Origin of the sequence: Quadrisphaera sp. RL12-1S, from assembly GCF_014270065.1 — a bacterium.
Taxonomy (GTDB): domain Bacteria; phylum Actinomycetota; class Actinomycetes; order Actinomycetales; family Quadrisphaeraceae; genus Quadrisphaera.
Map to the genome: position 1 here is coordinate 194,412 of NZ_JACNME010000002.1, position 17,819 is coordinate 212,230.

Consider the following 17,819-nt stretch of genomic DNA (forward strand, 5'->3'; position numbering starts at 1 on the left):
CCTGTTGCTCCCGTCGGGTCCGGCGCAGACTCCCTGCATGACGACGACGACCGCACCCTCGAGCAGCACCACCCCTGCACCGCAGGTGCGCGTGGAGGACGTCTCAGCGCTGGTCAGCCGCTGGCTGGACGAGGCCGCAGCGCACCCCCTCAAGGGCGCTGAGGCCCGCGCCGCGGCGCAGCTGGCCGGGCTGCTGCGCGACCCCGACGGGCTCGCGTTCGCCACCGGGTTCGTCGACGGTGTGGTCCGCCCCGAGGACCCGGCCGCCGGCGCCGCCGTGCTGCACCGCCTCGCCCAGCGCCCGCCGGCGTTCCTCTCCCCGGCCCTGCGCTCGGCCGTGAAGGCCGGAGGCGCGCTCGGGCCGGTGGTGCCCGGCGTCGTCGTCCCGGCCGCCAAGCGGGCCCTGCGGGAGATGGTGGGCCACCTCGTGGTCGACGCCACCGACGCCAAGCTGGGCAGGTCGCTGCAGCGCATCCGGCGCGCCGGGGACGAAGCGGCCCCCGTGCGCCTCAACCTCAACCTCCTCGGGGAGGCCGTGCTCGGCGGGCGCGAGGCGGACCGCCGCCTGGCCGGGCTGCGCCGCCTCGTGGAGCGCCCCGACGTCGACTACGTCTCGGTGAAGACCTCCGCCGTGGTCGGCCCGCACGCGCCGTGGGGGTTCGACGAGGACGTCGAGCACGTCGTCCAGCGGCTGGCCCCGCTCTACGAGACCGCCGCGCGCACCAGCGACGGCCCGACGTCCCGACCGACCTTCCTGAACCTCGACATGGAGGAGTACAAGGACCTCGACCTCACCCTGGAGGTCTTCACGCGCCTGCTCGACCGGCCGTCCCTGCGCGGCTACGAGGCCGGGATCGTGCTGCAGGCCTACCTGCCCGACGCGCTCGCCGCCATGCAGCGGCTGCAGTCGTGGGCGGCCCGGCGGGTGGCCGCCGGGGGCGCTCCGATCAAGGTGCGCCTGGTCAAGGGCGCCAACCTCTCCATGGAGCGCGTCGACGCCGACGTCCACGGCTGGCCGCTGGCCACCTGGGACTCCAAGGCCGCCTCCGACGCCCACTACAAGCGGGTGCTCGACTGGGCGCTCACCCCCGAGCGCACCGCCAACGTCAGGCTCGGCGTGGCCGGGCACAACCTCTTCGACATCGCCCACGCGTGGCTGCTCGCCGGGGCGCGCGGTGCCCGCGACGGCATGGAGGTGGAGATGCTGCTCGGCATGGCCGCCGGGCAGGCCGCCGCGGTGCGCCGCGAGACGGGCTCGCTGCTGCTCTACACGCCCGTGGTGCACCCGGCCGAGTTCGACGTCGCCATCGCCTACCTCGTGCGCCGCCTGGAGGAGGTCGCCAGCCCCGACAACTTCATGTCGGCCATCACCGAGATCACGCCGTCCTCGCCGCTGTTCGCCCGCGAGCTGGCACGCCACGAGGAGTCGCTGCAGCTGCTGGCCACCTGGCGCGAGGAGGCGCTCGCGGAGCGCGGCGACGCCGACGCGCCGCCTCCGGCGCACCGCCGCTACGACGTGCCGTCGGACCGGTACCTCGCACTGCCCCACGCGCCGGGGGAGGAGGGCCGCCCCTTCGTCAACACCCCCGACTCCGACCCGGCCGTCGAGGGCCACCGCGCCTGGGTGCGCGCCGCGCTCGCCCGGGCCGTCACGTCGCGCGCCGGGACCACCGGCCGCTTCAGCGCGGCCGGCTCCCTGGTCGACGGTGCTGACGGTGAGGAGCTGCTCGACGACCTCCTCGCCCGCACCGCCGCCGCCGGCGAGGCGTGGGGACGCCGCCCCGCGCACGAGCGGGCCGCGGTGCTGCACGCCGCGGGCCGCGCGCTGGAGGCGCGCCGCGCCGAGCTGCTCGAGGTGATGGCGTCGGAGGCCGGCAAGACCGCCGACCAGGCCGACCCGGAGGTCTCCGAGGCCGTCGACTTCGCCCACTACTACGCGGACGCGGCCCTGGAGCTGGCCGCGGTCGAGGCCCGCGACGGCGTCCGGGCCGTGCCCGCGCGGCTCACGCTGGTGACCCCGCCGTGGAACTTCCCCGTGGCGATCCCCGCCGGAGGCGTGCTCGCGGCGCTGGCGGCGGGCTCCGCCGTCGTCCTCAAGCCCGCCGAGCCCGTCCAGCGCTGCGGCGCGGTGCTCGCCGAGGCCATCGCCTCCGCGCTCGCGGAGGTCGGGGGCCCCGACGCCGCAGCCGCGCTGCGCGTGGTCACCGTCGACGAGGGTGGGCTAGGCCGACAGCTCGTGAGCTCGCCGCGGGTGGACCGCGTCATCCTCACCGGTGCGTACGCCACCGCCGAGCTGTTCCGCACCTTCCGCGCCGACCTGCCGCTGCTGGCGGAGACGTCGGGCAAGAACGCGATGATCGTCACGCCGTCGGCCGACCTCGACCTCGCCGCGCGCGACGTGGTCGCCTCGGCGTTCGGGCACGCGGGGCAGAAGTGCTCCGCCGCATCGCTCGTCGTGCTCGTCGGGTCGGTGGCCACCTCGCGGCGCTTCCACGACCAGCTCGTCGACGCGGCGTCGTCGCTCGTGGTCGGCGCCCCGTGGGACCCGCGCACGCAGGTCGGGCCGGTCATCGAGCGGCCGCAGCCCGGATCGGCGCTGCACTGGGGGCTCACCGAGCTGGAGCCCGGGCAGCACTGGGCCCTCGCGCCCCGCGCCCTCCCCGCTCCGGCTGACGCGCCGACGCTGGAGGGCCGGCTGTGGACGCCGGGCATCCGCTCCGGCGTGACCCGCGGCTCGAGGTACCACAGCACCGAGGTGTTCGGGCCGGTGCTCGGCGTCATGACGGCGCGCACGCTGGACGAGGCGATCGACGTCGTCAACGACGTTGACTACGGCCTCACCTCCGGCATCCACTCCCTCGACGCCGGCGAGCTGCGCCGCTGGGCCTCGCGGATCCAGGCGGGCAACCTCTACGTCAACCGCGGCACCACCGGCGCGATCGTGCAGCGCCAGCCGTTCGGCGGGTGGAAGCGCTCCGCCGTCGGCGCCGGTACCAAGGCGGGCGGGCCGTCGTACCTGCTGGGCCTGACGCGGTGGGAGCGGACGGACGCGCTGGAGGGGGCGGCGTTCCTGGAGTGCGCCGCCGCCTCCGACGCCGCCGCGTGGGAGTCCCTCCTCGGCACCCCGCAGGACCCGAGCGGGCTGGTGTCGGAGCGCAACTGGCTGCGCCACGTGCCGACGCCGATCACCGTGCGCGCCGTCTCCGGTGCCTCCCCGGTGGACGTCGAGCGCGTGCTCGCCGCGGCCGCTCGGACCGGGGCACGCGTCGAGGTGTCGCTGGCTGCGCCGCTGCCGTGCGCCCCCACCGCGGTCATCGAGGACGACGACGCCTGGCTGGCGCGCGCCGCCCGTGACAGCCAGGGGCCGGCGCCATCGCTGAGCCGGGTGCGACTCGTCGGTCCGGCTGGTGACGCCTCCGGCGCGGCTGCGGCGGCCACCGCGCTCGCGCAGGCCACCGGCGGTCGCCCGGACCTCGCCGTGTGGCACGGCCAGGTCACCGCGTCCGGCCGGCTGGAGCTGCTGCCGTTCCTGCGCGAGCAGGCCGTCAGCGCCACCGCCCACCGCTTCGGCACGCCGTCGACCCTCGTCGACGGCCTGCTGTCCTGACCGCTCGTCCGGTGCTGCGCGAGCGGGGGCGCAGCACCGGACGAGCTCTCCTTCCCCGCACGATCAAGCACCTGCGCGCCACTACCGGCACTGGTCGTGGCGGAGGACGGGGCGCCACCAGGGTCCGCCGGGCGACGTCCTCAGGAGCGCGCCGTCTCGGCTGCATGATCGTGCGAGGGGGTGGGGGCGTGGGCGCTCCAGCCGAGCTGTCGGGGTGCCGCCCCCTCCCGCCGCGCCTACGGTCGAGCGATGCCCCTCGAGTTCGGAACCACCGTCCCCTTCATCACGCTCAACGACGGCGTGCAGATCCCGCAGGTCGGCCTCGGCGTCTTCCAGGTCGCTCCCGAGAAGACCGACGAGACCGTGCTGGAGGCCCTGTCCGCCGGGTACCGCCACATCGACACCGCCGCCGGGTACCGCAACGAGGCCGGCGTCGGTGACGCGCTGCGCACAGCGCAGAGCAGCCTCGGCCTGACCCACGAGGACGTCTTCGTCACCACCAAGCTCGCCAACGCCGAGCGCGCCGGCGGCCGCGACGCCGCGCTCGCGGCCTTCGACGACTCGATGTCCAAGCTGCAGCTGGAGCGCCTCGACCTGTGGCTCATCCACTGGCCCGGCTCGGACCAGCAGACGTTCGTGGAGGTGTGGAAGACCTTCGCCGAGCTCAAGGAGGCCGGCCGCATCCGCTCCATCGGCGTCTCCAACTTCCAGAAGACCCACCTGCGGGCGCTCTTCGACGAGACCGGCGTGGTGCCCTCGGTGAACCAGGTGGAGCTGCACCCGTGGATGCAGCAGGAGGACCTGCGCGCCTTCCACGCCGAGCACGGCATCGCCACCGAGGCGTGGAGCCCGATCGGCCAGGGCGGTGACCTGCTCGCCGACGAGACCATCGGCACGATCGCCGCCGCGCACGGCAAGGAGCCCGCCCAGGTGGTGCTGCGCTGGCACCTGCAGCTGGGGAACATCGTCATCCCGAAGTCGGTGACGCCCTCGCGCATCCGCTCCAACATCGACCTCTTCGGCTTCGAGCTGACCGACGACGACATGGCCGCCATCGCCGGGCTCGAGCGCGGCCAGCGCCTCGGCCCGGACCCCGACGTCTTCGGCTGAGGCTCGAGAACGCCGTCCAGGACGCGCGGGACCCGCGCGTCCTGGACGGGTTCTGGGCCGCGGCGCTCGGCGCCGACATCGTCAGCGCGGCGGGCCTGCGCTCGACGACGTCGGACAGGGCGACGACGGCCCCTGGACCGTCTTCGCCGACCCGTCGGGCGACGAGCTCTGCGTGCTGCCTCCCTCGCCGCCGTCCTGAGGCGGCCCCAGGCCCTCCGTGGGTGCAGAAGACGCCCCGTGGATGCAGAAGACGCCCCATCGGTCTGGCCGATGGGGCGTCTTCTGCACGGAAGGGGCGTCTTCTGCGCCCGGCGGGGCGTCAGTGCCCGGCGGCCTTCGCGCCGCGCCGCGGCAGGACGTGCATGACCGCCACCACCACCGCGCCGACCACGACGCCCACCAGCGCTGAGAACGCCGTGTTGGTCAGCCACCCGAGCACACCCCCCAGCGCGCCGGTCGCTGCGGCGACGGCCTCCTCGGCGTGGTGCACCAGGCCGTACGGGCCGTGCCACCCGAGCTCGTCGGTGCCCACGAGCAGGATGTGGCCGCCCACCCAGAGCATCGCCACCACCCCCACGGTGGACAGCGTCGACAGCACCACCGGCATCGCCTTGACGAGCCCGCGCCCGAGCGCCGCCACCCCGCTCGAGCTGCGCTTCGACAGCGCGAGGCCGATGTCGTCCATCTTCACGATGAGCCCGACCGCGCCGTACACGAGCACGGTGATGAACACCGCGACGACGGCGAGGATGACCGCCCGCTCCCACAGGGGCTCCGCGGCGACCTCGTCGAGCGCGATGACCATGATCTCTGCGGAGAGGATGAGGTCGGTGCGCACCGCGGAGGAGACGATCTTCTTCTCGCGCTCGGCCGGGTCCAGCGCGGCGGCCTCGTCGTCGTCCTGCGCCGCGGCGCCGTGGTCACCGTGCGCGCCGGCACCGCGCCTCTCCTGGACCTTCTCCCAGACCTTCTCCGCGCCCTCGTAGGACAGGTAGAGCCCGCCCAGCATGAGGATCGGCGTGAGCAGCCAGGGCAGGAACGCGCTCAGCAGCAGCGCCACCGGCAGGATGATGAGCAGCTTGTTGCGCAGGGAGCCCTTGGTGATGCGCCAGATGATCGACAGCTCGCGCTGCGGCTCGATGCCCTGCACGTAGCGGGGCGTGACGGCGGCGTCGTCCACCACCACTCCGGCCGCCTTGGCGCTGGCGCGGCCGGTGGCGGCGGCGACGTCGTCCAGCGAGGCCGCTGACATCCGCACCAGCGCGGCGACGTCGTCCAGCAGCGCGAACAGCCCGCCGCTCACCGCAGCACCCCCGCGGCCGGCATGCGGGTCACGGGCGCTGTCACGGGCGTGGGAGCGGGAGGCCGGAGCACGAGCGCGAGCCTAGGGCTGAGAGGAACCTGGGCGCAGGCTCCGCGCGTGCAGCTCCCGCACGCGGTCTGCCAGCTGCGGCGCCGGACCGTCCACCACCGCACCCGGCAGCACCGCGGACACCGGCAGCGGGACCACCGCGGACGGGGGTGCCCCCAGCTCCCGCTGCCAGGCCAGCAGCTGGGCGGTGGTGGTGGCGACGACGATGCGCCCCAACCCGGCCCACCCGTGCGCCGCCGAGCACATCGGGCAGTGCTCCCCGGACGTGTACGCCGTGGTCGTCGCGCGCTCCTCGGTCGGCACGTGCGCTCCGGCCCACTGCGCCAGCGCCAGCTCCGGGTGGCGCGTGCCGTCCCCACCGCCCACGCGGTTGCGGTCCTCGAACAGCACCTCCCCGCTCGCGCTCACCAGCAGCGACCCGAACGGCTCGTCGCCCGCGTCGACGGCCTCCTCGGCGAGGTCCACGCAGCGGGTCAGGTGCGCGAGGTCGCGCTCGTCCAGGGGCACCCCGCCGAGCCTGCCAGCCACCCGGCCGACGCGCTCCGCCAGACTGGCCGCCCCCGACGAGCTGGAGGCCCCCCTTGGACGACGACGCCCGCCGCAGCGCCCAGCCCGACCCGCAGTCCGCCCGGCACGACAGCGCGTCCCGGTACGTCGACGCGGTCCCCCAGAGCGTCGACGGCTTCCTCACCACCGCCGCCGGGGGCACCGACCTGAGCCGCCCGTTCCCCGACCGCCCCCCGCTCGCGCCGCGGTCCGCGTGGAGCGTCGTGGCGCCGCTGCTGCTCGTGGTGGTCGCCGGAGCCGGCTACCTGGGGTGGCGGGCCCTCTCGTGACGTCGACCGGCGCCCGGCCGCTGGTGGCGGTGGTGACCACCGGCGGCACCATCGCCAGCACCACCGGGGACGACGGCGTCAGCCGCCCCACGCTCTCCGGCGACGGCGTCCTCGGTGACACCGCCCAGCGCGCCGGGGTGGCGGTGCGCGTGGTGGAGGCGCTGCGGGTCGACTCCTCCACCACCACCCTCGCGCAGGCCGAGCGGGTGCGGGCCGCCGTGGCCGAGGCGCTCACCGACCCGGCGGTGGCCGGCGCGGTGGTCGTCCACGGCACGGACTCCCTGGAGGAGACGGGGTACCTGCTCGACCTCCACCACGACGACGAGCGCCCCGTGGTGCTCACCGGCTCCCAGCGCACCGCCGACGCCCCGGCCTCCGACGCCCCCGCCAACCTCCTCGCCGCGCTGGCCGCCGCCGCGGACCCGGTCCACCGCGGCGCCGGTGTGCTGGTGGCCTTCGGCGGCGCGCTGCTGCCGGTGGCGGGCACCACCAAGCGCCACACCACCGACCTCGCCGCCTTCGTCCCGCCCGCCGTGCCGCTGCCCCGCCCCGCTCCGCTGCCCCTGCCGCTCGCCGCGGAGCAGGAGCCCTGGCCGCGGGTGGACGTCGTCGCCGTCGTCCCCGGGGACGACGGCGCCCTGCTGGACGCCGCCCTCGCGCTGGGAGCGCGCGGCGTGGTGCTGCAGGCGCTCGGCTCGGGCAACGCCACGGCCGCGGTGGTGGCGGCCGTGCGCCGCGCCACCGACGCGGGGGTGCCGGTGGTCCTCACCACCCGCGTGCCCGACGGGCCCGTGGTGCCCTCCTACGGCGACGGCGGGGGCGGGGCCGACCTCGTGGCCGCCGGAGCCGTGCCGTCGGGCCTGCTGCGCGCCGGGCAGGCGCGGGTGCTGCTGGCGGTGCTGCTGCGCTCCTCGGGGACCACGGCGCCCGGCGGCACCGACGTGCGCGCGTTGGTGGCGGAGCAGCTCCGCCTCAGGAGCGGGCCCGCGGCGACCTGACGCGTTCGGCTGATCACCGGCGCGGCCCCTGGTGCCGGGGCGGTCGCCTGCGCCACGATGCGCGGCGCAGCACCGTCCACGCGTCCTCACACCCGGGGAGATCCCATGTCCCAGCAGCCGGCCCAGTACGGGTACCAGAACGCGCCCGTCCAGCGCCCCACCGAGACCATGGCGATCCTGGCCATCATCTTCGCCTTCGTCTTCCCGGTTCTCGGCATCGTCTTCGGCGTCATCGGGCGCAAGAACATCGCCCGCAACGGCAACAACGGCCGCGGCCTCGCGACCGCGGGCATGTGGCTGGGCATCGTGTTCACCGTGCTCACGCTCGTCTACATCGTCGTCGTGGTGGCCATCGTGGCCAGCAGCGGCATGCAGACCGCTCCCTGACGCCTCACCCCCGTCCGGTCCGGAACGGACCGTCCCAGCCGCCGTCCGCGTCGTCGCCCTGCGACCTCGCGGGCGGCGGCTGCCGCGTGCGGGCCCCGAACAGCTCCGCCAGCTGCCCGGCCACCTCCGGCGGCAGGCCGGGCAGCTCCAGGCGCGTGCCGTCGGCGAGCACGGCCGTCGGCCACCACGCGAAGCGCCGCGCCGGTTCCACCGCCGCCACCTCGTGCCACCCCACCCGCCGCCGGCGGCGGCCCGAGGCCACCTCGACCCCCTCGGCGTCGAGCACCGTGCGGGCCTCGCCGGAGCGGACCCACCGCACCAGCAGGTAGCCGCCCCCCGTCACGAGCAGGGCCTCCCACGGCACCCCGCCCAGCCCGTCGCCCGGCAGCAGCGCACCCGCCAGGCCGGTGCCGTCCACCACCAGCGCCCGCACCAGCACCCCCAGGACGACGACGGCGACGAGCCCGCCCAGCAGCCACCGCGCCGCCGGAGGCAGCGCCGCCACCGCGGGCCGGGTCTCGGTGCTGTCGGGGTGGACATCGGGGTGGACGCCGTAGCGCCCGCTCAGCGCGTCCAGACGGGCGGCGCGGTCGTCGTCGTCCACCGGCTGATCATGGCCGGGGACGGGACCGGTCCGCCACCACCGGGATGGGCCGGACGTGGGAACCGGGCGTCCTCGCGCGGTGGACGCTCGAGTTCTGCGCCCAGGTGTCGATGCCAGGGGTGCGGGACCGACGGACGCGGTCCCGAGCACCACCGAGAGGACCACGATGAGGTTCGACGTCCGCCGGGTCCCCCAGGACCGGGCGCACCACCAGCCCGACCAGCCCGACCAGCCCGACCAGCGGGCTGCGGCGTGAGCGCCGAGGCCGTGCCGCTCTCACTGGTCCCTCCCGCCGGGCGGGCCGCACCCGCCCAGGAGCGCCTGGTGATGCGTTCCCTGCTCGACGCCGGGCTCGCCGCGTCCGACCCGCTGCTCGTGGTGGAGGTGCCCACCGGGCCGCGCCGCGGCCGGCGGGCCTCCGCGGTCCCGCTGGAGCAGGCGCGCGTGCTGTGGGCCAACCGCTCCTGCCACGACCTGCTGCGCACGGGGGCCGGTGAGCTGCTGGGCCGGCCGGTGGTGCGGCTGCTCGCCCCGCTGACCCCCGACCAGCTGCAGCCGCTCGTGCTGCGCCGCGGTCGTCCCGCGCGCGCCCACGTGGAGGTGCTCACCGCGGACGGTGCGCTGGTGCCGGTGCTGCTGCAGGCGCTGCCAGCCTCGACGGGGCGGACCTGGGCGATCTCCCTGACCCCGGTCGGCACGCCCGCCGAGCGCGCCGCCCAGCAGCGCGCCGGCGCGCAGGAGCGCCGCTTCGCCGCGCTGGTGGAGCACAGCCCGGTCGCCACGATCATCTCCGAGGCGGGCCTGCGCCTCGCGCACGTCAACGACGCCTTCTGCGACCTGCTCGGCGAGGTGCAGGCGGAGCTGCTGGGCACCGCGTGGATCGACCGCGTGGCCCCCGACGACCTGCCCGCCGTGCTGGAGTGCGTGGAGCGAGCCCTGGGCGGCGCGCCCGCCGCCGCCGAGGTGCGCCTGGTGCGCAGCGACGGCCAGCACCGATGGGTCAACCTGCGGCTGTCGCCGACCTCCAGCCCCGGCCACGGCGCCGGCTTCGTGGGCACCGCCGAGGACTTCACCGACCGGCGCGCCTTCGAGGAGCAGCTGGCCCACCAGGCCCGCCACGACGCGCTCACCGGCCTGCCCAACCGCACCGCGCTCGTGGAGTCCATGGCCCGCCGCCTCACCGCCGGCGGCCCGGACGCCTCGCCCATGACGTGCGTCTTCCTCGACCTCGACAACTTCAAGGTCATCAACGACAGCCTCGGGCACGACGCCGGGGACCGGCTGCTGGTGGCCGTCGCCGAGCGGCTGCGCTCGGTGGTCCGCGCCGGTGACCTCGTCTCCCGCTGGGGCGGCGACGAGTTCGTGGTGGTCTGCGACGGCGTCCCCGACGAGCCCACGGCCCTGGACGTGGGGGAGCAGCTGCTGGACCGGCTCCGCGAGGGCGTGGAGCTGGACGGCGTGCGCCTCGACGTGGCCGCCAGCGTGGGGGTCACGCGCGCCACCAGCCGCCACCGCACCCCCGACGACGTCCTGGCCGACTGCGACATCGCCATGTACCGCGCCAAGCGCGCCGGCCGCGACCGCGTCGCCCTGTGCGACGAGGCCGCCCGCGCCCTGGCCCACGAGGCGCTCGTGCTCACCCTCGAGCTGCGCGAGGCGCTCGCGGCCAAGCACCTCACCGTCGAGTACCAGCCGGTGCTGGACTCCGCCGACGCCGGTGACGGCCCGGAGCGCTGCGCGCTGCCCGCCGTGGAGGCCCTGGTGCGCTGGCGCCACCCGCAGCGGGGCCTGGTGCCGCCGGACCTGCTGGTGGAGACCGCGGAGGCCAACGGCCTCATCGACGCGGTCGGGCTGTTCGTGCTGCGGGAGGCCTGCGAGCAGGCGCTGCGCTGGGACGTCGAGCTGGGGGACCTCGCGCCGCGCGCGGTCAACGTCAACCTCTCGGCCATCCAGCTGTGCTCCCCGCACCTCGTCGACGACGTCGCCCGCGTGCTCGCGCAGACCGGCCTGCCGCCGGAGCGCCTGTGCCTGGAGGTCACCGAGACCGCCCTCATGGCCGACGGCGACGCCGCCAGCGCCCGCCTGCTGCGCCTGCGCGGCATGGGCGTGCGGATCGCCCTGGACGACTTCGGCACCGGGTACTCCTCCCTCGCGCGCCTGCGCACCCTGCCGCTGGACTCCCTCAAGGTGGACCGGTCGTTCGTGGTCGAGCTGTCCCAGGGCCACCCGCAGGTGGCGTCCGCCGTCATCGGGCTGGCCCGCAGCCTGGGCCTGGTGGCGGTGGCGGAGGGCGTGGAGAGCCGCGAGCAGGCGGCGGCGCTGCAGGCGCTGGGGGCCCAGCAGGTGCAGGGCTGGCTGTACGCCCGGGCGATGGCCCCGGCGGACCTCGTGGCGTGGCGACGCGGCGAGCTGCGTCAGCCGTCCCAGGAGCAGCGGGGCACCTGACCCGCCGCCTCCTCGGCGAGCTGCGCGGCGCGAGCGCGGGAGGCGTTGGCGGACGGCCACCCCTCGTCGTCGTCCTGCGCGGCGGAGAGGGTGCCAGTGAGCTGCGCCAGCACACACGGTCCGTCCGGCCCGAGGGCGCCCGGGTCGTCGCGCAGGGCCCCGGCGACGGCGGGGACCGCGTCTGCCGAGAGCGTGGCGAGGTACCGGGTGTCCGCGTCGGAGCGGGCCAGCTGCGCCCGGGCGACGGCGGCGTCGGGGTCCGCCGCGGTCAGCCCGAGCAGGCACGCGGCGGCCACGGCCACCGCCGCGTGCGGCACCCACGGCTGACGGCGACGCCGCTGCCAGCGCGCGCCCGCCACGAGCAGCAGCACGAGCAGCCCGGCGAGGCCCGCGCAGACAGCGGCGACGCCGATCCGCAGCCGCGTGAGGCCGTAGGCGTCCACGTAGGCGCGCAGGTCGGCCGCGGCCGCGGCGTCCAGCCCCAGGGACAGCACGCACAGCAGCGCCAGCGCGGCGCGGACCCCGGGCGCCATGCCCGTCCACCGCACCGCCAGGGCGACGACGACGAGCACCAGCGCCGTGGCCGCCACCAGCTGCGCGAACCCCGCGTGCACCTGACCGGCGAGGGTGGCGCCGGGGGTCTCGGCCACCTCCGGGGCCGTCGCGCGGACCACGAGGAACGCGGTGAACAGCGCGTCGAGCGCGACCAGCGGCAGCAGCTGCTCCACCCGGCGGGTCAGCGCCGGGCGCGGGCGCCGGCCCGCCCGAGCGGGGGCGGGGGTGTCCTCGGACGCGGTGCGCAGCACCGCCGCGAGGGCCACGGCCGCCAGGGCGAAGACCACCGCGCGCCCCACCACGAGGTCCGGTCGGGAGCCCATGAGCGCCTCGGTCGCGGTCGAGAGCGCCTCGGCCAGCCAGGCGGCGCTGGAGCCGGTGAGCCGGTCCAGCAGGTCGGCGAACCGGGCGTCGGCGCCGGCCAGCAGCGGCACGAACACCACCAGCAGCACCGCCGTCAGCGCCGCGGCGCGCAGCGACGGCACCAGCCACGGCCAGCGCCCGCCTGCCCGTCGGGGGCGGCCGGCGCGCCGCAGCACCACGCGGCGCGCGCCGCGGACCACCCACCCGGTGCCGGAGCCCACGCGCGCCAGCGGGCGCAGCGGGGCGAGCAGCACGGCGCGCCACGCGCGCTCGGCGCCGGGTGCCAGCGCGACCGCCCCCAGCGCCAGCGCCGCGACCAGGTCGAGGGCCACGAGCCACCCGGCGTCGCGCAGCGCCGCCGCGCTCGCGAGCAGCACCGCGGCGCTCCCGTGCACCAGCTGCCAGCCGCGCGGCCCTCGGTGCGGTCCTCGGTGCGGCCCGACCGGCCGCTGCACCACGACGACGGCGAGGGCCACCGCCACCGCGAGCACCGCGACGCCGAGCCCGGCGCGCTCGCCGACGAGCACCCGGGCGGCCAGCGCCGCCACCGCGGCCACGGCCACGAGGGCGCGGGCCGGCGCGGCGGGGGCGTGCGGGAGCAGCTCGCGGCTCAGGGGCCGCTCAGGGGCGGGTGCAGACACGGTCGGACCTCCTGGGGGCAGGCATGACGGGGTTGACGGGTGGCGTGGTGCCCAGTGGGTGCTCTGCTGCCCGGGGCCGGGCCCCTGACCCGGGCACACGCCCACCCAGCGGACACCAGCGCACCCGGGGGGCGCGGGTGGCTCAGGCGGGCAGGGTGACGACCACGCGGCAGCCGCCACCGGGCTGCAGGTCGGGGAGCGGGTCGGCGATGCGCACGGTCCCGCCGTGCAGGTCCACCACCCACCGCACGATCGCCAGCCCCAGCCCGCTGCCGCCGGTCTGCCCCGCCGAGCGGGCGCGGGAGGTGTCGGTGCGGGCGAACCTGTCGAAGACGCGCTCGCGGTCGGCTGCGTCCACGCCGGGGCCGGCGTCGAGCACCTCCAGCACGACCCCGGCGGGGGAGCTCCGCCCGGTGACGCGGACGGCCGATCCCGCGGGGGAGTGGCGGGTGGCGTTGTCGAGGAGGTTGGCGAGCACCTGCGCCAGGCGCTCGGGGTCGGCGTCCAGCTCCACCTCGGGGGCGCTGACGACGACGGCGACGTCGCGGCCCAGCGCCGAGCACTGCGCCCGCGCCTCCGCGGCGGCGGTCTCGAGCAGGTCGCGGACCAGCACGCGGCGGCGGTGCAGGGGCACCTCGCCGGCCTCGAGGCGCGACAGGTCCAGCAGCTGCGCCACGAGGCGGGACAGGCGCTGGGTCTGGGCGAGGGCCACCTCGAGGGCCGCCGGGTCGGGCTCGGTGACGCCGTCGGCGAGGTTCTCCAGCTGCGCCTGCAGCGCGGTGAGCGGGGTGCGCAGCTCGTGGCTGGCGTCGGCCACGAGGCGCCGGCGCTGGGCGTCGGTGCGCTCCAGCTCGGCGGCCATGGAGTTGAAGGCCGCCGCCAGCTGGCCGACCTCGTCGCGCCCGGCGGCGGTGACCCTCACGCCGTGCTCGCCGCGCGCCATGCGTCCGGCGGCCGCGGCCATCTCCCGCAGCGGGGCGGTGACGCCGCGCGCCAGCAGCTGGATCACCACCACGGCGATGACCACGGCGATGACGAGGGAGTAGCGCATGCGGAACCCCTGCAGCAGCAGGAACGCCCCGCCGGCCAGGCCCGCCACCACCGACCCGAGCACCACCACCCCGAGCTTGGCCTTGATGGAGGTCATCCACGCCAGGGGCGCCGCCAGTGGGCTCGTCATGCCGGGGTGACCGGGAGCGCGCCGGCGTAGCCGACGCCGTGGACGGTGCGGACCACGTCGTCGCCGAGCTTGCGGCGCAGGGCCGCGACGTGGCTGTCGACGGTGCGCGTGGTGGTCGTCGACTCGGCCCGGCTGACGGCGAGGTCGCGCCAGCCCCAGACGTCGGTGAGCAGCTGCTCGCGGGAGATGACGGCGCCGGGGCGCTCGGCCAGGCGCACCAGCAGGTCGAACTCGGTGGGCGTCAGGTGCACGGCCCCACCGCCGCGGTGGACCAGGCGGGACTCCACGTCCACGGTGACGTCCCCCAGGCGCAGCGCGACCGGAGCCGGGTCGGGGACCGGGGCGGGGGCGGTGGTGCGGGCGGCCCGGCGCAGCAGCGCGGCCGCGCGCGCCGACAGCTCGCGGGGGCTGAACGGCTTGGTGAGGTAGTCGTCGGCGCCCAGGCGCAGGCCGAGCACGAGGTCGGCCTCGTCGTCGCGGGCGGTGAGCATGAGCACCGCGGCGTGCAGCGGGTCGGGCCCGGACTGGATGCGCCGGCACACCTCGTAGCCGTCGAAGCCGGGGAGCATGAGGTCCAGCACCACCAGGTCGGGGCGCACGCTCCGGCACAGCGCGACCCCGGAGGGACCGTCACCGGCGAGGGTCACGTCGTGGCCGTCCGCGCGCAGGCGCGCGGCGACGGCGCCGGCGATGGCGGGCTCGTCCTCGACCACCACCACCTGCGCGCGGCGTGCGCCCGGCGGGGTCTGCTGCGTCATGACCACGCCCCGAAGGCTAGGGAGGCCGGCGCCCCCGGTGGCGGACGTCCTGTGCCGGACGTGTGGAGGTCCTGTGGAGACCCCCCTCCGTGATCATGGGCGTCGTGCGCACCACCCTTCCCGCCCCGAGGATGATCGACGAGGTGGAGCAGCATCCCCGCCTCGACGCACCGCGCGTGCTCGTCGTCGTCACCGTCGGGTGGGCGCTGCTCGCCGTCGTCGCCTGCGTCGCCCTCCCCCTCGTCACGGTGCACCGGGGCGCGACGGGGGAGCAGCCGATGGTCCCGCTGGTGACCTCCTACGGGCTGAGCGGCTTGCCGCCGGGTGGTCTGCTCCTCGTCGCAGCCCTGGTCACCGGTCTGCTGCTGCGGCGGGGGCGAGCGGTCCAGCTGGAGCGCTGGAGGGTGGTCGCGGTGTCGGTGTGGTCCGGTGCGGTGCTGGTCTGCTGCCTGGCGGGCTCGCTCCTGTCGCCGCGCGGCGGGCTGGTCCTCCTGCCGTTCGGTCTCCTGGTCGTCGCCACCGCGGCGGTCGCGTGGTCCTCGCGCTCCGCGAGGATGCGGGGGTGACCGCCCCCACCTCGTCCGCCAGCTACGACGTCGACGCCCTGCGCTCCCGGTTCCCCTCCCTCGACCCGGCCGGTCCCGGTGGCGGGTGGGCGCTGTTCGACGCCCCCGGCGGCACGCAGACCCCGCGCGAGGTTGGCGAGGCGATGGCGGCAGCGCTGACCGGCCCGCTGTCCAACCGCGGGGCCGCGTCCCCGTCGCAGCAGCTCGCCGAGCGCGCCGTGGTGGACTTCCGCGCCGCGGTCGCGGACCTGCTGGACGCCGACCCCCGCGGCGTCGTCCACGGCCGCAGCGCCACCGCGCTCACCTACGACCTGTCCCGGGCGATGGCCCGCACGTGGCAGCCCGGTGACGAGGTGGTGCTGTCCCGCCTCGACCACGACGCGAACGTCCGCCCCTGGGCGCAGGCCGCCGAGCGCGCGGGCGCGGTGGTGCGCTGGATCGACCTCGACGCCGCGACGGGCGAGCTGCGCGTGGACCAGCTGGGCGAGCTGCTCAGCGACCGCACCCGCCTGGTCTCGGTCACCGGCGCGTCCAACCTCCTCGGCACCCGCCCGCCGCTGCGGCGCATCGCCGACGCCGCCCACGCCGTCGGCGCGCTGCTGTGGGTGGACGGCGTGCACGCCACCGCCCACGAGCTGCCGTCCCTGCGGACCAGCGGCGCGGACGTCTGGGTGTGCTCGCCGTACAAGTTCCTCGGCCCGCACTGCGGCGTGCTCGCCGCCGACCCGGCGCTGCTGGAGACCCTGCACCCGGACAAGCTGGTCCCGTCCACCGATGCCGTCCCGGAGCGCTTCGAGCTGGGCACCCTGCCGTACGAGCAGCTCGCCGGGGTGACCGCGGCCGTCGACGTGCTCGCCGGGCTCGTCTCCGCGTCGTCGTCGGCGCAGGGGAGCCGGCGCGAGCGGCTCGCCGCCTCCTTCGCCGCCGCCGAGGCCCACGAGGACCGCCTGCGCCACCGCCTCGAGGAGGGGCTGGCAGAGCTCGCCGAGCGCGGCGCCGTGGTCGTGCACTCCCGCGCCGCCGACCGCACGCCCACGCTGTACTTCTCCACCCCCGGCCGCGACGCCGCCGCCGTGTCCGCGGCGCTCGCGGAGCACCGGGTGCTCGCGCCGGCCGGGTGGTTCTACGCCGAGGAGCCGTACCGCGCGCTGCAGCGGGCGGCCGCCCTCGACGGTCCCGGCATCCGCGTGGGGACCGCGCCCTACACCTCCGACGACGACGTCACCCGCCTCCTCGACGCCCTCCGCTCCGCCCTCTGACCCCCCCACCCCACCGTGATCATGGACTTCGGAAGCACTTTCCACTGCGGAAACTGCTTCGGAAGTCCATGATCACGGCAGGGGGGCAGCGGGGGAGCGGCGGGGCCAGCGCTGCTGGACCAGCAGCACGCTGACCACCACCACGAGCGCGCCGACCGGCTCGTTCCAGGTGACCCGCTCGCCCAGCACCGCCACCCCCGCCAGCACGCCCACCAGCGGCGTCAGGTACGTGACGCTCGAGGCCGCCAGCGACCCCCACTCCACCAGCACGAACGTGCTCCACACGTACGCCAGCCCGGTGCCGAGAACCCCGAGCGCGACCAGCGCCAGCACCGGTGCGGCGCCCGGGGCGCCGACGCCGCCGGAGATCAGCCGCGGCACCAGCACCGGGGAGAGCAGCAGCCCGAGCACCGCCGCCGACCCCACCTGCCCCGCGGCGACCGCCAGCGGCCCGTGCCCGTGCCGCCCGGTGACGAAGCGCCGCATCCACGCGAACCCCGTGCCGTAGCAGGCCGTGGCCCCGAGGCAGGCGAGCTGCGCGGGCACCGACGCCGCGAAGGACGCGTCGGCCACCACCCGCCACAGCCCCAGGACGACGGCGACGCCGACCACCCCCAGCGCCACCCCCGCCACCTGCCCGCGCGTCAACCGCTCACCGCGGCCGGCGGTCCGCGAGGCGGCGGTCACCGCCAGCGCGGTCCAGATCGGGGTGGTCGCGTTGAGGATCGCCGACAGCCCCGACGGCAGGTGCTCACCCGCCCAGGAGAACAGCAGGAACGGCGCCAGGCACAGCAGCACCCCCACCACCGCCAGGTGCGCCCACAGCCACCGCTCCCGCGGCCACCGGGTCCGGGAGAGGGCCATGAGGACGACGAGCGCCGCCGCCCCCAGCACGATCCGCCCGACGGCCACGCCGCCCACGGTGAAGCCCGAGCCCGAGCCCGAGCCCGACCCCGGACCCGGACCCGAACCCGAGCCACCGAGCGCCACCTTGATGAGCAGGAAGCTGCTGCCCCACGTGAGGGCCAGGGCGGCGTAGGCGGCCACCGCGCTCGCGCGCGGTCGGGTGGGGGAGGGGGTGGTGCTCACGGACGTCGAGTCTGCGCAGTGCAGGGCCGCCCGTCGAAGAAGCCGCGCC

At 76.7% G+C, this 17,819-nt stretch carries 15 protein-coding genes; 8 read left to right on the forward strand and 7 right to left on the reverse strand.

Annotation, left to right across the window (positions count from 1 at the left end):
• The first annotated feature begins 37 nt into the window (after nucleotides 1-37).
• Entirely contained in the window at nucleotides 38-3,607 is a 3,570-nt protein-coding gene (locus H7K62_RS04375) for a proline dehydrogenase family protein (RefSeq protein ID WP_186716726.1), read from the forward strand.
• Between the two features lie 249 nt (nucleotides 3,608-3,856).
• On the forward strand, nucleotides 3,857-4,717 hold the full coding sequence (locus H7K62_RS04380) for an aldo/keto reductase (protein ID WP_186716727.1): 861 nt from the start codon (nucleotides 3,857-3,859) through the stop codon (nucleotides 4,715-4,717).
• Nucleotides 4,718-5,036: 319 nt separating this feature from the next.
• Here H7K62_RS04380 and H7K62_RS04385 read toward each other — a convergent pair whose 3' ends face one another.
• On the reverse strand, nucleotides 5,037-6,020 hold the full coding sequence (locus tag H7K62_RS04385) for a DUF808 domain-containing protein (protein WP_186716728.1): 984 nt from the start codon (nucleotides 6,018-6,020) through the stop codon (nucleotides 5,037-5,039).
• An 81-nt stretch (nucleotides 6,021-6,101) separates the two neighbouring features.
• Nucleotides 6,102-6,596: a nucleoside deaminase gene (locus H7K62_RS04390; RefSeq protein ID WP_186716729.1), complete on the reverse strand. Its 495-nt coding sequence runs from the start codon at nucleotides 6,594-6,596 to the stop codon at nucleotides 6,102-6,104.
• Nucleotides 6,597-6,670: 74 nt separating this feature from the next.
• Between H7K62_RS04390 and H7K62_RS04395 the strand changes: the two genes are divergently transcribed.
• From H7K62_RS04395 to H7K62_RS04405, 3 genes are all read left to right on the forward strand, one after another.
• Nucleotides 6,671-6,925 (forward strand): hypothetical protein, encoded by a 255-nt coding sequence (locus H7K62_RS04395; RefSeq protein WP_186716730.1) that lies wholly within the window; start codon nucleotides 6,671-6,673, stop codon nucleotides 6,923-6,925.
• Nucleotides 6,922-7,923 (forward strand): asparaginase domain-containing protein, encoded by a 1,002-nt coding sequence (locus H7K62_RS04400; protein ID WP_186716731.1) that lies wholly within the window; start codon nucleotides 6,922-6,924, stop codon nucleotides 7,921-7,923. Before H7K62_RS04395 ends, H7K62_RS04400 begins: the two co-directional genes overlap by 4 nt.
• 105 nt (nucleotides 7,924-8,028) lie before the next feature.
• A complete protein-coding gene (locus tag H7K62_RS04405; RefSeq protein ID WP_186716732.1) occupies nucleotides 8,029-8,310 on the forward strand; it encodes a DUF4190 domain-containing protein in 282 nt (93 codons plus the stop codon).
• 4 nt (nucleotides 8,311-8,314) lie between these two features.
• Here the strand turns inward: H7K62_RS04405 and H7K62_RS23535 are convergent, their stop codons facing one another.
• Nucleotides 8,315-8,914, reverse strand: coding sequence for a PH domain-containing protein (locus H7K62_RS23535; RefSeq protein WP_186716733.1), 600 nt, complete (start codon nucleotides 8,912-8,914; stop codon nucleotides 8,315-8,317).
• A gap of 252 nt (nucleotides 8,915-9,166) precedes the next feature.
• On the opposite strand from H7K62_RS23535, the gene H7K62_RS04415 reads away from it, so the two are divergent.
• Nucleotides 9,167-11,359, forward strand: coding sequence for a putative bifunctional diguanylate cyclase/phosphodiesterase (locus H7K62_RS04415; protein ID WP_186716734.1), 2,193 nt, complete (start codon nucleotides 9,167-9,169; stop codon nucleotides 11,357-11,359).
• On the opposite strand, the gene H7K62_RS23540 is transcribed toward H7K62_RS04415, so the two are convergent.
• The 3 genes from H7K62_RS23540 to H7K62_RS04430 all read right to left on the reverse strand — a co-directional run bounded on the left by H7K62_RS23540 (nucleotide 11,329) and on the right by H7K62_RS04430 (nucleotide 14,856).
• Nucleotides 11,329-12,918, reverse strand: a complete 1,590-nt coding sequence (locus H7K62_RS23540) for a DUF4153 domain-containing protein (RefSeq protein ID WP_186716735.1) — start codon at nucleotides 12,916-12,918, stop codon at nucleotides 11,329-11,331. The two genes, H7K62_RS04415 and H7K62_RS23540, sit on opposite strands and share 31 nt — an antisense overlap.
• Nucleotides 12,919-13,060: 142 nt before the next feature.
• A complete protein-coding gene (locus H7K62_RS04425; protein WP_186716736.1) occupies nucleotides 13,061-14,098 on the reverse strand; it encodes a sensor histidine kinase in 1,038 nt (345 codons plus the stop codon).
• Entirely contained in the window at nucleotides 14,095-14,856 is a 762-nt protein-coding gene (locus H7K62_RS04430) for a response regulator transcription factor (protein ID WP_186717034.1), read from the reverse strand. The genes H7K62_RS04425 and H7K62_RS04430 overlap by 4 nt, the downstream gene beginning before the upstream one ends.
• Nucleotides 14,857-14,999: 143 nt before the next feature.
• On the opposite strand from H7K62_RS04430, the gene H7K62_RS23545 reads away from it, so the two are divergent.
• Nucleotides 15,000-15,422 (forward strand): hypothetical protein, encoded by a 423-nt coding sequence (locus tag H7K62_RS23545; RefSeq protein ID WP_222437076.1) that lies wholly within the window; start codon nucleotides 15,000-15,002, stop codon nucleotides 15,420-15,422.
• A complete protein-coding gene (locus H7K62_RS04435) occupies nucleotides 15,419-16,681 on the forward strand; it encodes a cysteine desulfurase-like protein (RefSeq protein WP_222437077.1) in 1,263 nt (420 codons plus the stop codon). Before H7K62_RS23545 ends, H7K62_RS04435 begins: the two co-directional genes overlap by 4 nt.
• A 72-nt stretch (nucleotides 16,682-16,753) precedes the next feature.
• Here the strand turns inward: H7K62_RS04435 and H7K62_RS04440 are convergent, their stop codons facing one another.
• Nucleotides 16,754-17,770: a DMT family transporter gene (locus tag H7K62_RS04440; RefSeq protein ID WP_222437078.1), complete on the reverse strand. Its 1,017-nt coding sequence runs from the start codon at nucleotides 17,768-17,770 to the stop codon at nucleotides 16,754-16,756.
• Nucleotides 17,771-17,819: the final 49 nt, after the last annotated feature.

Bases quoted from the DNA above. Each gene is read 5' to 3' on its own strand.
- H7K62_RS04405 (WP_186716732.1), top strand. From the start codon at position 8,029: ATGTCCCAGCAGCCGGCCCAGTACGGGTACCAGAACGCGCCCGTCCAG.
- H7K62_RS04425 (WP_186716736.1), bottom strand. From the start codon at position 14,098: ATGACGAGCCCACTGGCGGCGCCCCTGGCGTGGATGACCTCCATCAAG.
- H7K62_RS04430 (WP_186717034.1), bottom strand. From the start codon at position 14,856: ATGACGCAGCAGACCCCGCCGGGCGCACGCCGCGCGCAGGTGGTGGTG.
- H7K62_RS04380 (WP_186716727.1), top strand. From the start codon at position 3,857: ATGCCCCTCGAGTTCGGAACCACCGTCCCCTTCATCACGCTCAACGAC.
- H7K62_RS04375 (WP_186716726.1), top strand. From the start codon at position 38: ATGACGACGACGACCGCACCCTCGAGCAGCACCACCCCTGCACCGCAG.